At 75.3% G+C, this 20,506-nt stretch carries 12 protein-coding genes; 3 read left to right on the top strand and 9 right to left on the bottom strand.

The window, feature by feature from the left end:
- Window positions 1–219 precede the first annotated feature (219 nt).
- Window positions 220–4,104, top strand: a complete 3,885-nt coding sequence (locus tag BX286_RS24795; RefSeq protein WP_079429742.1) for a multifunctional oxoglutarate decarboxylase/oxoglutarate dehydrogenase thiamine pyrophosphate-binding subunit/dihydrolipoyllysine-residue succinyltransferase subunit — start codon at window positions 220–222, stop codon at window positions 4,102–4,104.
- A gap of 118 nt (window positions 4,105–4,222) precedes the next feature.
- Here BX286_RS24795 and fxsT read toward each other — a convergent pair whose 3' ends face one another.
- From fxsT to BX286_RS24760, 7 genes are all read right to left on the bottom strand, one after another.
- Window positions 4,223–7,234, bottom strand: a complete 3,012-nt coding sequence (fxsT, locus tag BX286_RS24790; protein WP_079429741.1) for an FxSxx-COOH system tetratricopeptide repeat protein — start codon at window positions 7,232–7,234, stop codon at window positions 4,223–4,225.
- 135 nt (window positions 7,235–7,369) lie between these two features.
- Window positions 7,370–8,584 carry an aKG-HExxH-type peptide beta-hydroxylase gene (locus BX286_RS24785; protein WP_237293103.1) on the bottom strand — a complete coding sequence of 405 codons (1,215 nt, stop codon included), beginning with the start codon at window positions 8,582–8,584 and terminating at the stop codon, window positions 7,370–7,372.
- A gap of 140 nt (window positions 8,585–8,724) precedes the next feature.
- A complete protein-coding gene (locus BX286_RS24780) occupies window positions 8,725–10,023 on the bottom strand; it encodes an FxsB family cyclophane-forming radical SAM/SPASM peptide maturase (protein ID WP_121017725.1) in 1,299 nt (432 codons plus the stop codon).
- Between the two features lie 146 nt (window positions 10,024–10,169).
- Window positions 10,170–10,370 (bottom strand): FxSxx-COOH cyclophane-containing RiPP peptide, encoded by a 201-nt coding sequence (gene fxsA, locus BX286_RS36720; RefSeq protein ID WP_159036729.1) that lies wholly within the window; start codon window positions 10,368–10,370, stop codon window positions 10,170–10,172.
- Between the two features lie 116 nt (window positions 10,371–10,486).
- Window positions 10,487–15,352 (bottom strand): SAV_2336 N-terminal domain-related protein, encoded by a 4,866-nt coding sequence (locus BX286_RS24770; RefSeq protein WP_121016334.1) that lies wholly within the window; start codon window positions 15,350–15,352, stop codon window positions 10,487–10,489.
- Between the two features lie 6 nt (window positions 15,353–15,358).
- Complete coding sequence (locus BX286_RS24765; RefSeq protein WP_079429736.1) at window positions 15,359–16,369, bottom strand: MoxR family ATPase; 1,011 nt, start codon at window positions 16,367–16,369, stop codon at window positions 15,359–15,361.
- 46 nt (window positions 16,370–16,415) lie between these two features.
- Window positions 16,416–18,479 (bottom strand): trypsin-like peptidase domain-containing protein, encoded by a 2,064-nt coding sequence (locus BX286_RS24760; RefSeq protein WP_187344186.1) that lies wholly within the window; start codon window positions 18,477–18,479, stop codon window positions 16,416–16,418.
- Window positions 18,480–18,630: 151 nt separating this feature from the next.
- On the opposite strand from BX286_RS24760, the gene BX286_RS24755 reads away from it, so the two are divergent.
- The gene (locus BX286_RS24755; protein ID WP_018102711.1) at window positions 18,631–18,816 is read left to right on the top strand and encodes a DUF6104 family protein; all 186 of its coding nucleotides are present in this window, start codon (window positions 18,631–18,633) and stop codon (window positions 18,814–18,816) included.
- Between the two features lie 122 nt (window positions 18,817–18,938).
- Here BX286_RS24755 and sodN read toward each other — a convergent pair whose 3' ends face one another.
- Window positions 18,939–19,334: a superoxide dismutase, Ni gene (gene sodN / locus BX286_RS24750; protein WP_007266490.1), complete on the bottom strand. Its 396-nt coding sequence runs from the start codon at window positions 19,332–19,334 to the stop codon at window positions 18,939–18,941.
- Between the two features lie 174 nt (window positions 19,335–19,508).
- Here sodN and sodX point away from each other — a divergent pair, with 174 nt between their 5' ends.
- Complete coding sequence (gene sodX, locus BX286_RS24745) at window positions 19,509–19,928, top strand: nickel-type superoxide dismutase maturation protease (RefSeq protein ID WP_185117179.1); 420 nt, start codon at window positions 19,509–19,511, stop codon at window positions 19,926–19,928.
- On the opposite strand, the gene BX286_RS24740 is transcribed toward sodX, so the two are convergent.
- Window positions 19,832–20,461, bottom strand: coding sequence for a CGNR zinc finger domain-containing protein (locus tag BX286_RS24740; protein ID WP_079429733.1), 630 nt, complete (start codon window positions 20,459–20,461; stop codon window positions 19,832–19,834). The genes sodX and BX286_RS24740 overlap by 97 nt on opposite strands.
- Window positions 20,462–20,506: the final 45 nt, after the last annotated feature.

Below are 20,506 nucleotides of genomic sequence, written 5' to 3'. Positions count from 1 at the left end.
GTGCCCGGGGTCGGCAGGGGTGCGAGGCCATGGGGGTCGCAACCTGGCTGCCCCCTACCCGAACCACGCTTGTTTCCCGCCATTCCACGTGGCGAAACCCGCCGTTCGGTGTGACCTGCGCGACGGAAGTCCCGCCCGGCCTGCATTGCACCGCTGGGGAGGCGTAGCCTTTATTCCCGCTGTCCATACCTTGTGAAGCGGAAGAGGGCGGTTGCCGCCGTGTCGCCACAGTCCCCTAGTAACCCGAGCACCACGACCGACGCAGCAGAGGGCGGGAAGAACCCCGCCTCAGGCTTCGGCGCGAATGAGTGGCTCGTCGACGAGATCTATCAGCAGTACCTCCAGGACCCGAACTCGGTCGACCGGGCCTGGTGGGACTTCTTCGCCGACTACAAGCCGGGGGGCGCTGCCGCTCCGGTGAAGTCGGACGGTCCTGGTCCCGGTCCCGAGAAGACCGCGACGACGGATGGCGCCTCCGCACAGGCCGCCACCGCCCCGGTCGGGATCCCGCAGGCCGCCGACGCCGCCACGGGGGCGGCGCCCGCCGTGTCTGTCCCCGCCGCGACCACACCCGTGTCAGCTCCGTCCCCTGCTCCTGCCACCCCCTCTGGTGCCCCTGCTGTGACTGTCACCCCTCAGGCCCCGGCCGCCGCACCGGCCGCGCCTGCCCCTCAGGCTCCGGCCGCCACCACTCCGGCTCAGAAGGCCGCGCCCGCCACCGAGGCCCCGCAGGGCCCCGAGCTGGTGACGCTCCGCGGCCCCGCGGCCGCCGTGGCCAAGAACATGAACGCCTCCCTCGACGTCCCGACGGCCACGTCCGTCCGCGCCGTCCCGGTGAAGCTGCTGTTCGACAACCGCATCGTCATCAACAACCACCTCAAGCGGGCCCGCGGTGGGAAGATCTCCTTCACCCACCTGATCGGCTACGCGATGGTGCAGGCCATCAAGGCCATGCCGTCGATGAACTACTCCTTCCAGGAGAAGGACGGCAAGCCGACCCTGGTCAAGCCGGAGCACGTGAACTTCGGCCTCGCGATCGACCTGGTCAAGCCGAACGGCGACCGCCAGCTCGTCGTCGCCGGCATCAAGAAGGCCGAGACCCTGAACTTCTTCGAGTTCTGGCAGGCCTACGAGGACATCGTCCGCCGCGCCCGCGTCGGCAAGCTGACGATGGACGACTTCACCGGCGTCACCGTCTCGCTGACCAACCCCGGCGGCCTGGGCACCGTGCACTCCGTGCCCCGCCTGATGCCCGGACAGTCGGTCATCATGGGCGTCGGCTCCATGGACTACCCCGCCGAGTTCCAGGGCACCTCGCAGGACACCCTGAACAAGCTGGGCATCTCCAAGGTCATGACCCTGACCTCGACCTACGACCACCGGGTCATCCAGGGCGCGGCCTCCGGCGAGTTCCTGCGCATCGTCGCGAACCTCCTCCTCGGCGAGGACGGCTTCTACGACAGCGTCTTCGAGTCGCTGCGGATCCCGTACGAGCCGGTCCGCTGGATGCGCGACATCGACGCCTCGCACGACGACGACGTCACGAAGGCCGCCCGCGTCTTCGAGCTGATCCACTCCTACCGGGTCCGCGGCCACGTCATGGCCGACACCGACCCGCTGGAGTACAAGCAGCGCAAGCACCCCGACCTCGACATCACCGAGCACGGCCTCACCCTGTGGGACCTGGAGCGCGAGTTCGCCGTCGGCGGCTTCGCCGGCAAGTCGATGATGAAGCTGCGCGACATCCTCGGCGTGCTGCGCGACTCCTACTGCCGCACCACCGGCGTCGAGTTCATGCACATCCAGGACCCGAAGCAGCGCCGCTGGATCCAGGACCGCATCGAGCGCGCGCACTCCAAGCCGGAGCGCGAGGAGCAGCTGCGGATCCTGCGCCGCCTGAACGCGGCGGAGGCCTTCGAGACCTTCCTGCAGACCAAGTACGTCGGCCAGAAGCGCTTCTCCCTGGAGGGCGGCGAGTCCGTCATCCCGCTGCTCGACGCCGTCATCGACTCGGCCGCCGAGGCCCGCCTCGACGAGGTCGTCATCGGCATGGCCCACCGCGGCCGCCTGAACGTGCTCGCGAACATCGTCGGCAAGTCGTACGCGCAGATCTTCCGCGAGTTCGAGGGCAACCTCGACCCGAAGTCCATGCACGGCTCCGGCGACGTCAAGTACCACCTGGGCGCCGAGGGCACCTTCACGGGCCTGGACGGGGAGCAGATCAAGGTCTCGCTCGTCGCCAACCCCTCCCACCTGGAGGCCGTGGACCCGGTCCTGGAGGGTGTCGCCCGCGCCAAGCAGGACGTCATCGGCAAGGCCGGCACGGACTTCACCGTCCTGCCCGTCGCCCTGCACGGCGACGCCGCGTTCGCCGGCCAGGGCGTGGTCGCCGAGACGCTGAACATGTCGCAGCTGCGCGGCTACCGCACCGGCGGCACCGTCCACGTCGTGATCAACAACCAGGTCGGCTTCACCGCCGCCCCGGAGTCCTCGCGTTCGTCGATGTACGCGACCGACGTGGCCCGCATGATCGAGGCGCCGATCTTCCACGTGAACGGCGACGACCCGGAGGCCGTGGTCCGCGTGGCGCGCCTGGCCTTCGAGTTCCGTCAGGCGTTCAACAAGGACGTCGTGATCGACCTCATCTGCTACCGCCGCCGCGGTCACAACGAGTCGGACAACCCGGCGTTCACGCAGCCGCTGATGTACGACCTGATCGACAAGAAGCGCTCGGTGCGCAAGCTGTACACCGAGTCCCTCATCGGTCGCGGCGACATCACGCTGGAAGAGGCCGAGCAGGCGCTCCAGGACTTCCAGGGCCAGCTGGAGAAGGTCTTCGCGGAGGTCCGCGAGGCCGCCGCGCAGCCCGCGGGCGCCCCCGTCACGCCGGCGCAGACCGCCCAGGAGTTCCCGGTCTCGGTGAACACCGCGATCTCGCAGGACGTCGTCAAGCGGATCGCCGAGTCCCAGGTCAACATCCCCGAGGGCCACACGGTCCACCCGCGTCTGCTGCCGCAGCTGCAGCGCCGCGCGGCGATGATCGACGACGGCACCATCGACTGGGGCATGGGCGAGACCCTGGCCTTCGGTTCGCTGCTGATGGAGGGCACCCCGGTCCGCCTGTCCGGCCAGGACTCCCGCCGCGGCACCTTCGGCCAGCGTCACGCGGTCCTCATCGACCGGGAGACCGGCAAGGACTACACGCCGCTGCAGTACCTGTCGGACGACCAGGCCCGCTACAACGTCTACGACTCGCTGCTCTCCGAGTACGCGGCCATGGGCTTCGAGTACGGCTACTCGCTGGCCCGCCCGGACGCGCTGGTGCTGTGGGAGGCCCAGTTCGGTGACTTCGTCAACGGCGCGCAGACCGTCGTCGACGAGTTCATCTCCTCGGCCGAGCAGAAGTGGGGCCAGACCTCCGGCGTCACGCTGCTGCTGCCGCACGGCTACGAGGGCCAGGGCCCGGACCACTCGTCCGCCCGCCCGGAGCGCTTCCTCCAGATGTGCGCGCAGGACAACATGACGGTCGCGATGCCGACCCTGCCGTCGAACTACTTCCACCTGCTGCGCTGGCAGGTCCACAACCCGCACCACAAGCCGCTCATCGTCTTCACCCCGAAGTCGATGCTGCGTCTGAAGGCCGCGGCGTCGAAGGCGGAGGAGTTCACGAGCGGTTCCTTCCGCCCGGTCATCGGGGACACCACGGTCGACCCGAACGCCGTGCGCAAGGTCGTCTTCTGCGCGGGCAAGGTCTACTACGACCTGGAGGCCGAGCGGGAGAAGCGCGGCATCACCGACACGGCGATCATCCGCATCGAGCGTCTGTACCCGCTGCCGGGCGCGGAGCTCCAGGCGGAGATCGCCAAGTTCCCGAACGCGGCGAAGTACATCTGGGCGCAGGAGGAGCCGGCGAACCAGGGTGCGTGGCCGTTCATCGCGCTGAACCTGATCGACCACCTCGACCTGGCGGTCGGCGCGGACATCCCGGCGGGCGAGCGCCTGCGGCGCATCTCGCGTCCGCACGGCTCGTCCCCGGCGGTGGGCTCCGCGAAGCGCCACCAGGCGGAGCAGCAGCTGCTGATGAACGAGGTCTTCGAGGCGTAGTCGCCGACGCGGCCCGCACGGAGAAGGAAGGCCCGGTCCCCCACGTGGGGGGCCGGGCCTTCCGGCACGTCCGGCATCCGGCACGTCCGGCCACGCCGCGCCGCGCCGGTGGGGCCGGTCATGGCTGCGGTTCGAAGTCCCAGTACGGGCGGGTCTGCTGGCGGGCCGAGACGGTGTGGACGTGTTGGGGGCCCAGGGTGCGGGTGAGGGCCTTGAGGCCGGCGTCCTCGTGTTTGGCGGCCTCCGTGTCCTCCCGTACCGAGCGGAGGTCGGCGGCCAGGGCGATCTGGGCGCTGAGGGCCATCGGGTGGTCCGGGCCGAGGACCTGCTGGGTGGCGCGGAGGGTCTCGCGGCTGAGTTCCAGGGCGGAGTCCAGGCGGCCGGTGATGTTGCGGTGGCCGGTGGCGTTGAGGGCGCAGCCCAGCGTCCAGGGGTGGCGCTCGCCGAGGGCTCCGCGCATGCCGACGAGGGCCTGTTCGGCCAGGTTCAGGGCCTCGGTGCGTTCGCCCTGGGCACGCAGGACCAGGCCGAGGTTGCCGACCGTGCCGATGCTGTACGGGTGGGCGAGGCCCAGCTGTGACTGGTAGCCGCGGACGACCTCCTCGGAGATCCGGCGGGCCTCTTCGATGTCCCCGTACTCGCGCAGGTAGGTGGCGTAGTCGGAGGCGACCATCAGGGTCCAGGGGAACTCGGCGCCGAAGACCCGGGTGGAGCGTTCCAGGACGCTGCGCAGGCGGGCGCCGGCGCCGGGGATGTCGCCGGTGCGGCGCAGGCACTGGCCGAGGTTGTGTTCGGCGCGCAGGGTCTGCGGGTGGTTGGCGCCGAGGACCTGGAGGTGCAGTTTGAGGCCCTGTTCCTGGCGGGCGAGGGCTTCGCGGTAGCGGCCCATCAGGCGCAGGCCCATGGCGCAGCCGATGCCGGAGGAGAGGGTGGCGATGTGCCGGACGCGCAGGACGCGTTCACGGCGGCGCAGGGTGTCGAGGTCGGTGTCGTAGGCCTCCTGGTAGCGGCCGAGGAGGCGCAGGGCGACGGCGACGTTGTTCTGGGCGTTGAGGGTGGTGGTGTCGTCCTCGCCGAGAAGTTCGCGGTAGCTGTTGAAGGCGTGTTCGAGCAGGGCGCGGGCCTGGTCGAACTTGGCGGTGCTGAGCAGGACGCCGGCGTAGGTGCTGGTGGCGCGGAGGGTCTCCAGGTCACGGTCGCCGCGTTCGGCGGTGAGCCGGTCGGCGACCTGGCGGGCCAGGGCCTCGGCCTGGCGGAAGTGGCCGAGCATGCGCAGGGCGCCGCCGTAGTGGTAGCTGAGTTCGCGCACCTGGTCGTGGTCGTCGCCGAGCATGGCCCGCCAGACGTGGTCGGTCTGCTCGGACAGGCGCAGGCAGGTGCGGTATTCGCCGGCGAGGATCAGGAAGCGCAGGCAGTGCAGGAGGAAGTTCTGGATGCGGGGGTTGCTGCTGGTCAGCACGCCGGCGGGTTCCAGGTGGGGGATGAGTTCGGCGTAGCGGGGCCAGAGCCTGGAGTCGGTGGGGCGGCCGGGGTCGGCTGCGGCGAGGACCTGGCGGACGGCGCGGGAGAGCTGGTCGGCCTCGTCCTCGGCCAGGTTCTCGCGGACGATGTTGTGGACCATGCGGTGCAGCTGGACGGTCTCCAGGCCGCCGCCCTCTTCGACGGACAGGTCGGAGTACTCCAGGCGGACGACGGAGAACTGGACGAGTTTGTTGAGGGCGGCGTTCCAGCGGATCTGGTCGTTGACGATGCCCGCGAGGTCTTCGGGGACGTCCTCGGCGGGGAATTCGCGCAGCAGCCGCAGCGGGACCCGGCCGGGGGCGAAGAAGACGAACAGCCGTAGCAGGGCGAGGGCGTCGGGGAAGTTCTCCCGGACGTTGTTGAGGAGTATCGCCAGGGCGGTCGGGAAGGGCAGCGGGTAGTCGTCGGAGAGGGTGACGGCCTCGTGGGAGTCGAGCCGGCGCTGGAGGAGGCCGAGGTATTCGCCGACGCCGAGGGGGGAGTCGGCGAGCCAGCCGGCGGTCTGGTCGAGGGCGAGGGGGTAGTCCTCCAGGGCCTCGGCGAGCTGGTCGGCCTCCTCGCCGGTCAGGCGGTGGGCCCGGCGGCGGATGAAGGTGACGGACTCGGGGCGGGCGTAGAGGGGGACCTCGACGAGGCTGGTGTGGCGGGCGGCCCATTCGCGGTTGCGGGAGGTGATGATGACGTCGCCGGCGCCGGAGGGCAGCAGGTCGGTGAGGTCGTCGGGGTTGTCGCAGCCGTCGAAGACCATCAGCCAGCGGTGGTACGGGGAGCCGCGCCGCAGGGCCTCCAGTACGGCCCGGATCTGCTCGCCGTAGCTGCCGGCGCCGCGCGGCAGGCCGAGTTCGGGGGCGAGGTCGGCGAGGCGTTCGCGCAGGGTGGGGCGGTCCTCGGCGGGGACCCACCAGACGACGTCGTACTCGGAGGCGAACCGGTAGGCGTACTCGGTGGCGACCTGGGTCTTGCCGACGCCGGACAACCCCAGGAGGGTGACGGTGGAGGCGCCGGGCGGGGCTTCGGTGAGGGCGTCGCGGAGCCGGCCGATGACGTCGTTGCGGCCGGTGAAGCGGGGGTTGCGGCGCGGGACGCGGCCCCAGATCTCGGGCGGGTCGTTGGGGAAGCGGGGGCCGCGGCGGCCGCTCTCGGTGCCGATCCGGTCGGTGGGCAGGTCCAGGCGGCGCAGGACGCGGTACTCGGCCTCGTAGGCGTCCAGGCCCCACAGGTCGGTCTTCTCCAGGATGGCGACCGCGCTGGGGAGCGGGGCGTCGGTGAGGCAGACGGCGGCGAACCGGTCGGGGTGGGCGGCGGTGACCGTGCGCAGGGCGGTGTTCCACTCCTCGTCCTGGATGTCGGCGTGGGTGCCGGCGGAGAAGTAGCGTTCGCTGAGGACGACGAGGACCTTGCCGCCCGCGCGGGCGAGGTCGTCGAGGGCCTCGGTGATGCCGGGGCCGGTCTGCGGGTCCCAGCGCTGGAGGGCGACGCGGTGGCCGTGCTCCTCCAGGCGGTGGGCGATCCACGCCGCCCAGGGCCGGTTGAAGCCGGCGAAGCTGATGACGAAGCGCTGGGGCTGGGCGGCTCCGTCGCGGTCTTGGCGCGTACCGGTACCGGTCATGCGGCCGTCTCCCTGGGGTGTCCGGGCGGTGGACGGGTGCGGGCGGTGCGGGGGCGCTGCCGCGGCCGGGGGTGCCGTGGCGGCAGGACCAGGTGCGAGGGGGCGGGCTTGAAAGGTACCGCAGCGGGCGGCCCGTCAGGCCCCTGCGAACGCGGCGAGTTCGGGGTGTGCCGCGCACCAGGCGCGGCGTTCGCGTTCGAGGGCGCGGCGGGCGGTGGCGTGCCGGTCGCCGGGCGGGGGGAGTTCGTCCATGGCCCGTTCGGCCCCGGTCATGGCGTCGACGAACTCCCGGCCGGCGAGGGTCAGTCGGGGGTGGTCGCGCAGGACGGGCAGGACGGCCGCCACCTGGGCGCGGATCCGGGCGTGCCGGGCCCAGGCGCCGCGGGCCCCGTAGAGGGCGGCACGCTGCCAGTAGCCGGCCAGGGCCAGGTGGGCGTACGTGCCGTGCAGCAGCCCCTCCAGGGGGCGCGGGTCGGCGCGCCAGGGGGCCCAGTGGCGGGGGGTGCGGTCGGCGGTGTGGAGGGTGAGGACGTCGGTGAGGGCGGCGAGTTTGCCGTGCTGCACCTCGTGGACGAGGGTCGCGGCGAGGGCGGGCGGGGACTGGCCGCGGGCGAGGACGGCGCCCGCTGCGGCGGGGAGGGTGGCGCCGCTGGAGCGGGAGCCGCCGCCGAGCGGGACGACGCAGCGCAGGAGGCGGCCCGCCTCGTCGGCGCGGGCGGAGTCGTAGCGTTCGAGGAGGGTGAGCGCGGCGGCCCACTGGGTGTCCCAGCGCTTGTGCCCCTTGGGGGTGAGCCTCCGGGCGGGGCGGACGGGGGCGGGGTGGCCGGTGGCGGGGGCCCGGTAGGGGTCGAGGTCGTCGAGGGAGGCGCGGCCGCCGGGGAGGGCGTGCAGGGGCAGGACGTCGCAGGTGTCCCAGGAGCGTTCGCTGAGGGCGAGGGGGCCGGGCCGCTCGGGGAGCAGCAGGCCGAGGGTGGGCAGGGCGAGGCGGCCGTGGGAGGGGCGCAGGGTGGTCTTGAAGCCGATCCCGGCGCGCAGCGCGGCGGCGACGGCGAGGGCTCCGAGGTGCCCGAGGTCGGGGGCGGGGCCCTGCGGGGCGTGCAGCCGGCGCAGGGTCTCCTCGGCCCAGACCCCGGTGGAGGGGTAGTGCAGGACGTCGCGCACGGCGCCGGGCTCCTGCCGCTCGGCCTCCTCCAGCAGCCCCCACCACTCCCCGGCCTCGGGCCCGGGAGCGGCGTCGAGGACGGCCCGCAGCAGGAGCAGCCGCTTGGACCGCCGGATGTCCCCGACGAGCCGCAGCCCTTCGGGGGTGGGCTCGGTGGTGGCGAGGGACCGGAGGGCGTGGGAACTCACGCGGAACCGGACGAGGCCGGGGGCAGCGGCGTCGCCGGGCGGGGGGCCGGGGGCTGTGGAGGGGGCGGAGGGCGGCGGGGTGGGGTGGGTGGGGCCTGGGGAGTCGGCGGGCCGGGGCGGGTCGGGGGGTGCGGGGTGGGTCATGAGGCGGCCCGTTGGGTCGTGGTGGCCGTGTGGACCGCTCGGGCGATGTGGCGGATCAGGCTCTGGAGGTCCGCGCAGTACACGGACGGCTGCCGGAACCCTTCCCCCTCGCGGTAGCGGTGGGGGTAGTGGCCGCCGCCGCAGACCTCCACCAGCTCGCAGGAGCGGCAGCCGTCGGCCAGGGCCTCGCGGCCGAGCTGGCGGGCGGCGAAGCCGGGGTGGTCGAGGAGGTCGTCGAAGCTGTGGGTGTCCAGGGTCATGCCGGTCGCCGCGGCTCCTTCGTAGGCGGACTTCAGGGAGTCGGCCTGCTCGATGCTGCCGTCGGTCTCCACCACGGCGGTGGTGGCGGGTGCCAGCCCGAGGCTCTCGGTGGCGGCGGGAAGGCCCAGCAGCAGCGCGATGACCTCCTCGAAGATCCGGATCCGGGTGCGCCGCGCCCCGTCGTGCCACCAGCGTTCGAAGACGGCGATCAGCCAGTCCGCGTACGGGGTGCCGCCGTCCCGCCCGGTGCGGCCGGGCGGCGGGGTGCTCCAGTTGGCCAGGGGCAGCAGCAGGCCGATGGCGGGCGGGGCGAACGCGAGCAGGGACTCGTACGTCTCCACCGGGTCCTGCCCGATGTCGGCCACGCACAGCACCCCGGCGTAGCCGGCCGGGTGCCGGGCCAGCAGGCGCAGGCCGCGGGCGGCGGCGCCGAAGCCGGGCCGTCCGGCATGGTCCACGCGGCGGGCGTTGTGGGCGGGGAGCCCGCCGTCGAGGCTGACGCCGATCCGGATCCCGGCGCCGGCCAGGGCGGCGATCCGGCCCCGGGTGAGCAGGGTCGCGTTGGTCTGCACGCTCGCGGTGACCCGGGTGCGGGGCGAGCTCCGGGCCAGGGCCGCGCGGACCGCCTCGACGGGGGCGGCCAGTTCGGCGGGGGCCGCGAGGAGGGGTTCGCCGCCGTGCAGGACGAGGTCCACGCGCGGCAGGTCGTGGGCGGCGGCGTGCTCGGCGATGCGTTCGGCGGCGCGCAGGGCGGTGGCGGGGGCCATGGCGGAGGGGCGGGTGCGCCAGCTCTGGTCCGCCATCTCGTAGACGTAGCAGTAGGTGCAGGCGAGGTTGCAGCGGCTGTGGGTCTTGAGCACGAACTGCCGCACGGGGTACGGGTGGTGGCCGGCCGCGCGCAGAGCGGGGACGTCGAGCTGGGCGTAGGGCCAGGGGGCGTGCCGCGCGTGGGCGCCGACGGGGTCGTGGGGGCCGGGCGGAGGATCCGGCGGCGGGTGCGGCGACGGAGGGCCGCCCGTGATCGCTCGGTTCATCGCCCGCACCTCCTCCCCCGGCCACCGCTGGGGGATCCGGCCCCCGGGACGGTCCATCCCTGCCCTCCGCGGAGGTCCGGCTAACGGCGGAAAGTGGTCAACTCCGGGCGGTACCGACCCGCGTGGGGCGGGCGGGGGGCCAGGGGTCAGGCGACGCCGGAGTCGAAGGCGTTGAGGATCTCGGCCGGGTGGGTCACCCGTTCCACGAGCCCCTCGATGACCTCGGCGAGCACGGGGTGGGCGATGCCGCGCAGGGCGGTCAGGTCGAGCCCGGAGAGGTCGGGGAGCTGCCCGGCGCAGGGGCGGGGTTCGGGGGGCGCGGCCACTTCCTGACGTCCGGTCACCATGCGCTTCCCGTCCCCCTGTCGCACCGTGGAATGTGAAGTGTGGAATGTGGAGTGTGGAATGTCGTGGAATGCCGTGGTCCACTGCCCTTTCCCGCAGCCCGGCGGGGGGAAACGGCTCATCCGCCGCTCTCCAGGGCGTGGATCCGCGTCCGGACGGCCCCGGCCCGCTCCCCGTCCGGCAGTCCCTGGCGCTGCCACAGCTCCAGGGCGGCCCGGTACGCGTCCAGGGCCGCGCGGGGGCGGGCCAGGCGCTCCAGGACCCCGCCGCGCAGTTCCTGGACGCGGGCGGCGAGCCGGAGGGCGGCGCCGGTGCCGTCGGGGTCCTCGCGTGCCGCCTCCAGGGCGGCGCGCCAGGCCCGGCGGTAGGAGTCGGCCGCCCGGTCGAGGCGGTCGGTGGTGCGGGTGTGGGCGTGGATCTCCTGCTGTACGTCGCCGTGGTCGCGCCAGGCGCGGGCGCGCTCCAGGGGGTGGTGGCCCTGCCGGACGGCCAGCTCCAGCAGGTACTCGGCCTCCCGGAGGTCGACCAGGTCCCCTTCGTAGGTGTGCCGCAGCCGCAGCCCGGAGGCCAGCCGCAGCAGCCGGTAGGCGGCCCCGGGGTGGGACTGGGCCACCGCCGACCGGCTCTCGCGCAGCACCCGTACGGCGGTGGAGGCGAAGCGGCGGCCGTCGGCGGCCCGGGCCCGCTCCAGGAGCACGTCGCCCCACTCGGGCAGCAGTCCGGCGTAGGCGTCGCCGTCACGGGGGATCAGCCGCCGGGCCCGCGCGTACGCCTCGGCCGCCTCCTCCAGGGCTGCGGGTTCCCCGTCACGGTCGTACCGCGCCCGGTGCACGCGGGCGAGGCACAGCAGCGCGGCCAGCCGCAGCTCGGGCTCCCCGACGCCCTCTTCGAGCGCCCGCAGCAGCTGGGCCCGCGCCTCTTCGAGCCGCCCGGGCAGGTACCGCAGCGCCCCGGCCAGCTCCACCCGGACCCGAGCAACCCGCCGCTCCCGCCCGACACCGCTCACGGCCCGGGCCCCGATCCCCCCGGCCACCCCGGCACCGCCCGACGCGGCCGCCCCGACCCGCGCCCCATCGGCCGCCCGACCGCCTCTCCCGGCGGCACCCCCGTCGCCCTCGGCTACCCCGGCCCGCACCCCATCGGCCCCCCGGGCGCCGACCGGGGAGGCGCCCCCGGCCGAGGTGCCCGTCCCGGCCCCGTCGGAAACTCCCGCCCGCTCACCGGCGGCCGTGGCGGCCCCGGTGGAGGCGGGGTCCGCGTCACGGCCGGACGTCCCGCCCCGGGCCCCGTCCGCCGCGTCCGCCCCGGCGGAGGCGGGACCCCCCGCCGGCCCACCGGTCCCGTCCCGGTGGGCCGCTCCGGCCCGGGGCCCGTCCGGCGTCACGGCCCCGGCCGAGGCTGCGCCCGCCGGGGCGGGGGCCCCGGGCGCGGGGTGGTTGTCGTCAGGGCGCGGCCCCCCGGCCCAGGTCCCGTCGGTGCGCCCGGCGCCCCCGTCGTGCTCGGGCGCCCCCGGCAGGGGTCGGGCGGCTCCGAGCCGGCCGGCGGCCGAGGCGGCGTTCTCGTCAGGGTGGGGTTCCCCGGCCCGGTATCCCTCGCTCCTGCTTGCCTTCGCGGGGGTGGCGGGGCCGGCATCGTCTGATGATCCCGGCCCGCTCGCCCCGGCCCGTCCGTCCCGCGCCGGGGCGGCGTTCGCTGGCGAACCCCCGGTCCCGTCGTGCTCGGGCGCCCCGGGCCGGGGTCCGTCGGGCTCCCCGGCTGGCGTCGGAGGGGCGTCCGCGTCGCGGGCGGACTCCGCTGATCCGGGTCCGTGGGCGGGTCCGGTGCCCGTTCCGGCCGTCGTGGGGGCGCCGGTGGGGGCAGCCTTCGCAGGGGTGGCCGCCGGATCCGGCCCCGCGCCGCCGACCGTGCCGGGGGCTGTCGCGCCGGGCGGGGTGGCGGGGCCCCTGCCGGTCGAGGGGTCCGGTCCGGTGCCGGCGCCGGGAGCGGGCGCCTCGGGGGACCCCGCGGGACGAGCGCCGCCGGTGCCGGGCGCCGGCTCCGGGCGGCTCCCGGCGGGCGGGGTGGCGTCGGCGGGAGCCTCCATGCCGCCGTACCGGCCGGGGCCGGGCGACCCCTCGGGGCGGGGCGGGGCGGTCGGTGCCGCGGGCGGCCCGTCCGGTGCATCGGGCCGACCCGCCGCCGCCGGGCCATCCGATGGCGCGGGCCGACCCGCCGCCGCCGGGCTGTCCGGTCCTGCGGGCCGACCCGCCGCCGGGCTATCCGGTGCTGCGGGCTGATTTGCCGGGGCTGAGCTGTCCGATGGCGCGGGCTGACCTGTGGCCGGGCTGTCCGGTGCTGCGGGCCGACCCGCCGTCGCCGGGCTGTCCGGTGCGGGCTGGCCCGTCGGGGTCGGGTGGGGTGCTGCTGCCGGTTCCTCCGGGCGGGGCGCCTCCAGCAGGGCCAGGGCCCTTTCCAGGGATGCCGCCGCGCGTTCCGCCAGGGCCGTGCGGTCCGGCGGGGACGGGGTGCGGGTCAGGAGGGCCAGCAGGGTCGCGCCCAGGGCCAGCAGGACGTCCGGGTGGGTGGCGGCCGGCGGGTCCGCGGCGAGGGGTTCCAGGACGGCCAGGGCCTCGTGCAGCGGACCCGTGTGCGCGCGGAGTTCGCTCAGCCGGATCAGGGTGCGGGCCCGGCGCACGGCGCAGTCCGCCCGCAGCTCCGCGTCCTGCGCGGCGGCGCCCCCGGCTGCGGCGAACTCCCGGGCGGCGGCGGCCAGCAACGCGTCCCCCTCGCGGCCCGACACGAGGGCCCGCTCGTACAGCACCCGGCCCAGTGCCGCCCGGCCCCCGGCGGTCCGCAGCCCGGTCACGGCCCGTTCGGCCTCGTCGAGGAGCTCCGGGTCCCGCTGGGCCGCCCACAGCCGCAGCAGCACCCCGGCCAGCTCCGTCTCGGCCTCCTCGGGCGGGTCCCCGGGCCCGGCCGGGACCGCCGCGGCCCGCCGCAGCAGGGCGGCGGCGTCGTGGAGGTGGCGGGTGTCGCCGTCGGCTCCGGCGTGCCGGAGGCGTTCGCGGGCCGCCCGTACCGAGGGGGCCCGGCCCGGCGGTACGGGCGCGGGCGCCGGCTCCGGGTCCTCCTCCGGGGGCCCGGGCAGGTAGCGGCGTACGACCTTCGCGGAGACCTGCGCGAAGGCCTGCGGCAGCGGCCCCGCCGCCCCCTGCTCCGCGCCGGTCCCGTCCGGCCCGTCCGCCCCCTCCGTCCCGGGCTCCCCGAGCTCTCCCGGCTCCCCCGCCGGGCCCCCGGTCAGCTGGGAGACGGCGAGGGCGGGGAAGTTGCGCACGCCCCGGCCGAAGTGCGCCAGCACGTACTCCGAGCAGTGCTTGAGGACCAGCGCGGCCTCGTCCCGCCCCAGCGGCCCCAGCAGCACGTCCTGCACCCCTGGCACGAACTCGTACCACGGCCCGGGTGCGCTGCCGGAGCGCCGCAGCAGCCCGCTGAGCAGCACCTCGGCGAGGTCGGACGGCTCGGAGTCGGGCAGCATCGTCCGCTGCACCAGCCGCATCACGGGCAGGGTCAGCGGCGCCGCCGACAGGTACACGGCGAGCTGCACGGCCCCGGGCGCGGCGGAGGAGCGGAAGCGGCGCACCAGCTCGCCCGGGGGCCGGGCGGTCCGGGGCAGCGGTACGGGGGCGGCGGGGTGGCGGGCCAGGACCCGGCCCACCTCGGCCGGGACGGGTCCCGAGCCGAGGCCCGCCACGAGCCGGGCCCAGGCACCGAGGGCGGTCGCGTTCGGCGGGAGCACGGGCACGGTGAGCCCGCCGGTGGGCCGTCCGGGCCGGGCGGGCCGGTCCGGCCGGAACCTCAGCCCGGACCCGCCCCCGGACCCCCCGCCGGACCCGCCGCCGGACCCGCCGCCCGTGCCGCCCGGCCCGGTACCGCCGCCCGACGCCCGTTCCAGCACCCCGCGCTCGGTCGGCAGCCAGCTGCGGTTCCACAGCCGCTGCGGCAGGGGCTGGACCACCACGCAGGGGGCGCACTCGGCCCAGCGGTGCAGCAGCCGCTGCGCCTCGCCCTCCCGCCAGACCGGCCCGGCGCAGTCGGAGACGACCATGGTCAGCGCCCGCCCGGTGGGATCGCGCAGCTGGTCGCCGGAGCGCACCCCGGCGCCGGGCGCGGGGCCGCGTCCGACGGCCGCGGTGCCGTCGGGTAGCCGGTGCAGGTAGTGGACCTGGACGTCCCGGAAGGCGCCCAGCCGCTCGCACACCGCCCGCAGTTCGTCGAACATGTCTTGCCACACCGCCATGGACGGGGAGGCGTCCATCACCAGCCGTACGGTCGCCTCGCGACGGCTCTCGGGCCGGAAGACGGGCAGGACCAGTCCGAGGGCGCGGGCGCTGGCCTCGGCGGTGGCGGCCTCGTCGAGGACGGTGCGGGTGGGCGGGCCGGGCGGCCGGTGGCGCTGGAGGGCGCGCAGGGCCCGCTGGATGTCGAGGATCCGGGGCAGGGCGGCCGCCCCGGGCACCCGTACGGGGACCCCGGCGGCGACGGGGACCTCGCCGACGGGCGGGGAGTCGGGGGCGAGGGTTCCGGCGGGGTGGAGTGCGACGGGGTCTTCGGCCGCGTCGTCCTCCCGGGTGCGGGCGGACGGCTGGTCCTCGGCGCCGGCCGGGGGGCTCGTGCCGGCGGGGCGCCCGGAGGACGGCCCGCCCTTCGCCGGGGTCCGGGCGGGCTGCGGCGCCGGGCTCCCGCCGTCGCCGGGCGCGGCCGCGCGGGCCGCCTCACGGGTCCGGGCGGCCAGCCACAGGGCGTCGGCGAGCTCCTCGGGGGACGGGTCGAGTCCGGCGCCCCGGAGCAGCCCGGCCAGGACGCGCAGCCGGGGGTCGACGGGGGCCGCGCGCCCCGCAGGCCCGGCCGCGCGCCCCGCAGGCCCCGCCGCCGGTCCGGGGCGGGCGGGGTCACCGCCGGCGTCGTGCGGGCCGGCGGGCCCGGGGTCCGCTTGCTCTCGGGGCACCGGGGCTCACCTCGGGCGGTCGAGGCGCTGGATGAGGAGGTCGGCGAGGTCCTCGCGGCTGGGCGGGGAGGCGTAGTGGGTGAGGTAGATGGCGTTGAGGAGCTGGTCGGCGGCGACCAGTTCGGAGCGGGAGCGGCTGAGGAACTCGCGGATCAGGTCGGCTCCGAGCCGGGCGGCCTCCTCCCCGAGGTGGGCGCGGACCATGGTGGCGAGGCGCTTCTCGCCGGGCTGGCCGAGTCTCAGCTGGATGCAGCGGCGCAGCAGGGCGGCGGGGAAGTCCCGTTCGCCGTTGCTGGTGAGGATGATGAAGGGGAAGGCCCGGCAGCGGATCCGGCCGCCCTGGACGGTGGCCTTGGCGCCGTCGTCGGTGAGGACCTGGACCTCGGGCTGGGAGTCGGCGACGCGTTCGAGTTCGGGGAGGGTGAACTCGCCTTCCTCCAGGACGTTCAGCAGGTCGTTGGGCAGATCGATGTCGCTCTTGTCGAGTTCGTCGACGAGCAGTACGCGGGGCCGGGCGGTGGGCAGCAGGGCGGTGCCGAGCGGCCCGAGCCGGATGTACGTGCCGATGCCGGGGGCCGTCGCCGCTCCCGCCCCGCTCGCGGCGATCTGTACGTCCTGGAGCCGGGCGAGGGCGTCGTAGCGGTAGAGCCCTTCCTGGAGGACGGTCCGCGACACCACGGGCCAGCGCAGCACGCGGCCGAGTTTCAGCTCGTGCGCGACGGCGTGCGCGAGGGTGGACTTGCCGGTGCCGGGGTAGCCGGTGACCAGCAGGGGCCGGCGCAGGTAGAGGGCGGCGTTGACGGCCTCCAGTTCCTCGGGCTCGGGCCGGTGCAGCTCGGCGGCCTGCCGGTGGGCGCCCAGCCGCCGTGCCACGTTCCCGTCGGCGGCCGCGGCCGCCGGGCCGGGCTCGGCGACGGGGCCGCCGTCGAAGTCCCGCCAGGGCGGCGGGTCGGGCAGCGTCTCGATCCCGTCGTGGGGCTCGCCGACTCCCCGGTAGATCAGCCATTCGTCGTTCACTGCCGCTCCCTCCCACACCGCTGCCGCTCTCCTGCGGGCCCCCGCCTCAAAGGTCCCCCTGCAGTGGTTCGTCCTCCGGCAGGGCGCGGTCCGGGTCCTCCCACACGAGGGCCAGCCCGGCCGCCCAGTACGCGTCGGGGTCCGCCCCGTGGGCCCGCTGCCGCAGGGCCTGGAGGCGCTGCGGCAGGACCGCGCCGCGGGCCGCCTCGGTGAACTCCTCGCGCAGCCCCCGGTGGAAGGGCGCGCAGGAGGCCGACGGGTCGGCCGGGGGGCGCCGGCACACCGCGACCCCGTAGCCGGCGTCCCGCACGGAGTGCAGCGCGCCCAGGGTCGGTTCGGCGGCGGGGTCCCGGCAGAGCACCGGCACGGTGGTGTCGGGCAGCCCCTGGAGCCAGCCCGGGGAGGGGATGCGGGGGCGGCCGCGCGAGCAGTCGGCGCGCTGGTCCAGCAGGGGCCCCGCCTGCACCCGCGCCCAGCGTGCGCGGGCGGCGGGGCTGCCGGCGGCGTCGGCGTGGCGCAGGACGACGGGCCGCTGCACTCCGACGGGGACGCCGCCCGAGACGGCCCACTCGTCGAAGGGCAGCCCGAACAGTTCGGGGGCGACGGCCACTTCGAGCAGCGCGGCCGTCTCGTGGGTGTCGCAGCGGCGGAACCCTTCGGCGAGCGGGGCCCGCAGTGCCTCGGGCAGGCCCGCGAGGGTGGCCCGTACGCCGGCGGCGACCGGGGTGATCCGGCCGGGGCGGGCGGGGCCGGCCAGGACCGACACCCGCCAGTCGTAGACGTCCTCCCAGCCGTGCGCCCAGGCCTCCAGCAGCACGGAGGGTCCGGCGGGCAGGCCCTGGGGCGGCCGGGCGCGGCCCTGCGCCGCCCGTCCGGCGGCCTGCCGGCGGCGCCGGTCCCGTTCGGCCAGGCCCCGTTCGTGGTGTTCGGCGAGTTCCCGGCGCAGCGGCCGCCACAGGCGTTCGGCGGTGGCCCGTACCCAGTCCCACAGCTCCTCGTCGGCGCCGGGGGCGGGCGGTTCGCGGTGGTCGGCGACGCTGACGCCGGTGGCGTAGCGGAGCATCGCGGCGGCCTCGCCGCCCGCGCCGGGCGGGTCGTGGAGGAGGCCGAGGCCGTCGCGCCAGCTGAGGGGGGCGGGGAGGGTGGTGTCCGGTTCCTCTCCCCTGGCCTGTTCGGCGAGTTCCCGTACGGCTTCCGAGGAGCCGGGCGGCGGCAGTTCGGCGAGGAGCCCGCACAGGGTGGTGCGCTCGCCGGGGGTGAGCCGTCCGCGGCCGCCGTAGGGGTCGTTCTCGCCGTCGGAGAGCAGGTCGTGGACGTCGGTCCAGGTGCGGCGGCTGTCGAGGTCGCTCAGGTGCCGGTCGTAGTGGTAGAGGTCGTGGGCCTGCATGACCCTGCGGTAGAGCCCGGTCTGGCCGGTCGCCGCCATCGGCAGGGTCCGCAGCTGGGACACGGACACGGCGAGCCCGCCGCCGCCGGCGTGCCGCCGGGCCTTGACCACTCCGACGACCTCCCCGCGCGCCAGGTCGACGACGGGGCCGCCGGACATGCCGGCTTCGATCTCGTCGTCGTCGCCGAGGCGGATGGCGGCGCCGCCCGCGGCGAGGCCGCGCAGCCGGGTGGTGCGGCCGGTGATCTCGCGGATGCCGAGTTCTTCGGTGCAGCCGAAGTAGGCGGCCTCGTCGAGGCGGGGTCTGGCCCGTTCGGTGAGCCAGACGCAGGTGTGGGTGACGGGTGACAGGACGCGGACCAGTGCGAGGTCGGGCAGGTCCCACAGGGCCCGCCGCCCGGGCCGGCGTTCGTCCAGCCGTTCGGGCAGGACGCATTCCACTCGCCCGGCGACCGTGCCGGTGGCGGTGGTGTCCCCTCCGGGGAAGAAGCTGATGCCGACCTCACGCCCCGCCAGACGCACCCCGGCACCCCCTTCACCGACGACGTGCGCACACGTGAGGACCCAGCCGGGGGCGATGAAGAAGCCGCTGCCCCAGGTGGGTCCGGTCCCAGCGCTGTCATACCCGCCGGGGGCCGCGTGGACGCGTACCGTGGCGGCCCGGACCAGGGGTTCGAGGAGCTCGAAGGCGCGCGCGGATCCGCCCGTGCGCCCGTCCGGCATCCCGAGGCCCCCCTCTCCCGCCCGCCCCATCGGCTCCGTCCACGCTAGCGCCGGGGGCGGGAAGGCGGGAGGTGTCGCCGGGGACCCGGATTATCCTGGCGGGAAACACCCCATCACACCCCCCGACTCACTACACGGCACGGAGCCCGACTTGTACTTCACCGATCGCGGCATCGAGGAGCTGGAGAAGCGGCGCGGCGAGGAGGAGGTCACCTTCGAGTGGCTCGCCGAGCAGCTCCGCACCTTCGTGGACCTCAACCCTGACTTCGAGGTCCCGGTCGAGCGCCTGGCCACCTGGCTGGCCCGGCTGGACGACGACGAGGACGAGGACGAGTAGTCCGCTGGTCCGCCCCGGCGGGCGCCCTGACCGGCGCGTGCGCCGTGGCGCGGGAACGACCGAGGGGCCCGGCCGCACATGCGGTCGGGCCCCTCGGTGGTGGTGCCGGGGGAAGGCCTGGATCAGGCGGCCTTCGTCTCCCAGAAGATGCGGTCGATCTCGGCGATGAGCTCGAGGGCCTTGGCGCCGGTCGCCGGGTCGTTGGACGCCTTGGCGGCCGAGAGGGCCTTCAGGGTGTCGTTGACCAGGGTGTGCAGCTGGGGGTACTTCTCGAAGTGCGGGGGCTTGAAGTAGTCGCTCCACAGCACCGAGACGTGGTGCTTCGCGAGCTCGGCGCGCTGCTCCTTGATGGTGATGGCACGCGCGCGGAAGTCCGCGTCCTCGTTGGCCTGGTACTTCTCCTGGACGGCCTTGACGGACTCGGCCTCGATACGGGCCTGGGCCGGGTCGTACACGCCGCAGGGCAGGTCGCAGTGGGCGGAGACCTTCACCTTGGGGGCGAAGAAGCGGGAAAGCATTGGAGTGGGTCCTCCTCGTGATCGTCTTCTCAAGGGTGGAGATTACTCGCTGAGAAGACGGAAATCGCGGGCGCCCCCATGGGCTTAGGACAAAAGTCCAGCCTCCGCCGAGGACGGGTGAGCGAACCTACGGGGCCGTGCGGCACCATGCGGGCAGGGACGAGGAGGCCACAGATGGCGGAGAGCGGGCGGGCGCGGGTGCGCATCGGGATCACTGAGGTGGTGGGGCCGTCGATGGTGCCGACGCTGCTGCCGGGGGACCGGATGGTGGTGCGGTACGGGGCGCTGGTCCGGCCGGGTGACGTGGTGGTGTTCCGGCATCCGCTGCAGCAGGACCTGCTGGTGGTGAAGCGGGCGGCGGAGCGGCGGCCGGGCGGCTGGTGGGTGCTCGGGGACAACCCGTTCAACGAGACGGGGGACAGCACCGACTACGGCGCCGTCCCCGACGAGCTGGTGCTGGCGACGGCCGTGCTGCGGCTGCGGCCCCGCGCGGCGCATCAGAGTTCGCTGAGGGCCCGGCTGTCCTGGGCGGTGTCGGCGGTGCGGCCGCTGCGTGCGGACTCCTCGGCCTCCAGGCGTTTGCGGGCGCGGTAGGCGGCGACGTTGGCGCGGGTGGCGCAGCGGTCGGAGCAGTAGCGCCGGGAGCGGTTGGTGGAGGTGTCGAGGTAGGCGTTGCGGCAGGGCGGGGCCTGGCAGAGGCCGAGCCGGTCGGGGCCGTGCTCGGTGAGGTGGAAGGCCAGTCCGAAGGACGCGATGGCGGCGTAGCCGGCGGAGGCGTTGGAGGGGTGGTCGGCGAGGTGGATGTGCCAGTCGGGGCGGCCGTCGGGGCCGACGAGGTCGTGGCCGGAGACCTGGGGGCTGACGGGGAACTCCATGAGCAGGGAGTTCAGCAGGTCCACGGCGAGGACGTGGTCGCCGCTGTCGGCGGCCTCGAAGACGGCGCGGAGCCGGCCGCGGACGTTGCGGAAGCGGGTGACGTCGGTGTCGGTGACGCGGCGGGCCATCTGGGTGCTGGGGCCGAAGAGGGCACGGACGTCGTCCGCCGAGGTGAGGGCGTCCTTGTTGCGGGCCGGCTCCTCGGTGTTGACCAGGCGCACGGCATAGTCCGAGTAATGGGCCAGTTCCACTTGTAGTCCTTACGGCTGCGGGTTAAGGTCGGGTCACGGCTGCCG

The sequence above is a fragment of the Streptomyces sp. 3211.6 genome, assembly GCF_003634815.1.
In the GTDB taxonomy this organism is placed as follows: domain Bacteria; phylum Actinomycetota; class Actinomycetes; order Streptomycetales; family Streptomycetaceae; genus Streptomyces; species Streptomyces katrae_A.
This window is presented reverse-complemented; position numbering and strand designations above follow the sequence as displayed.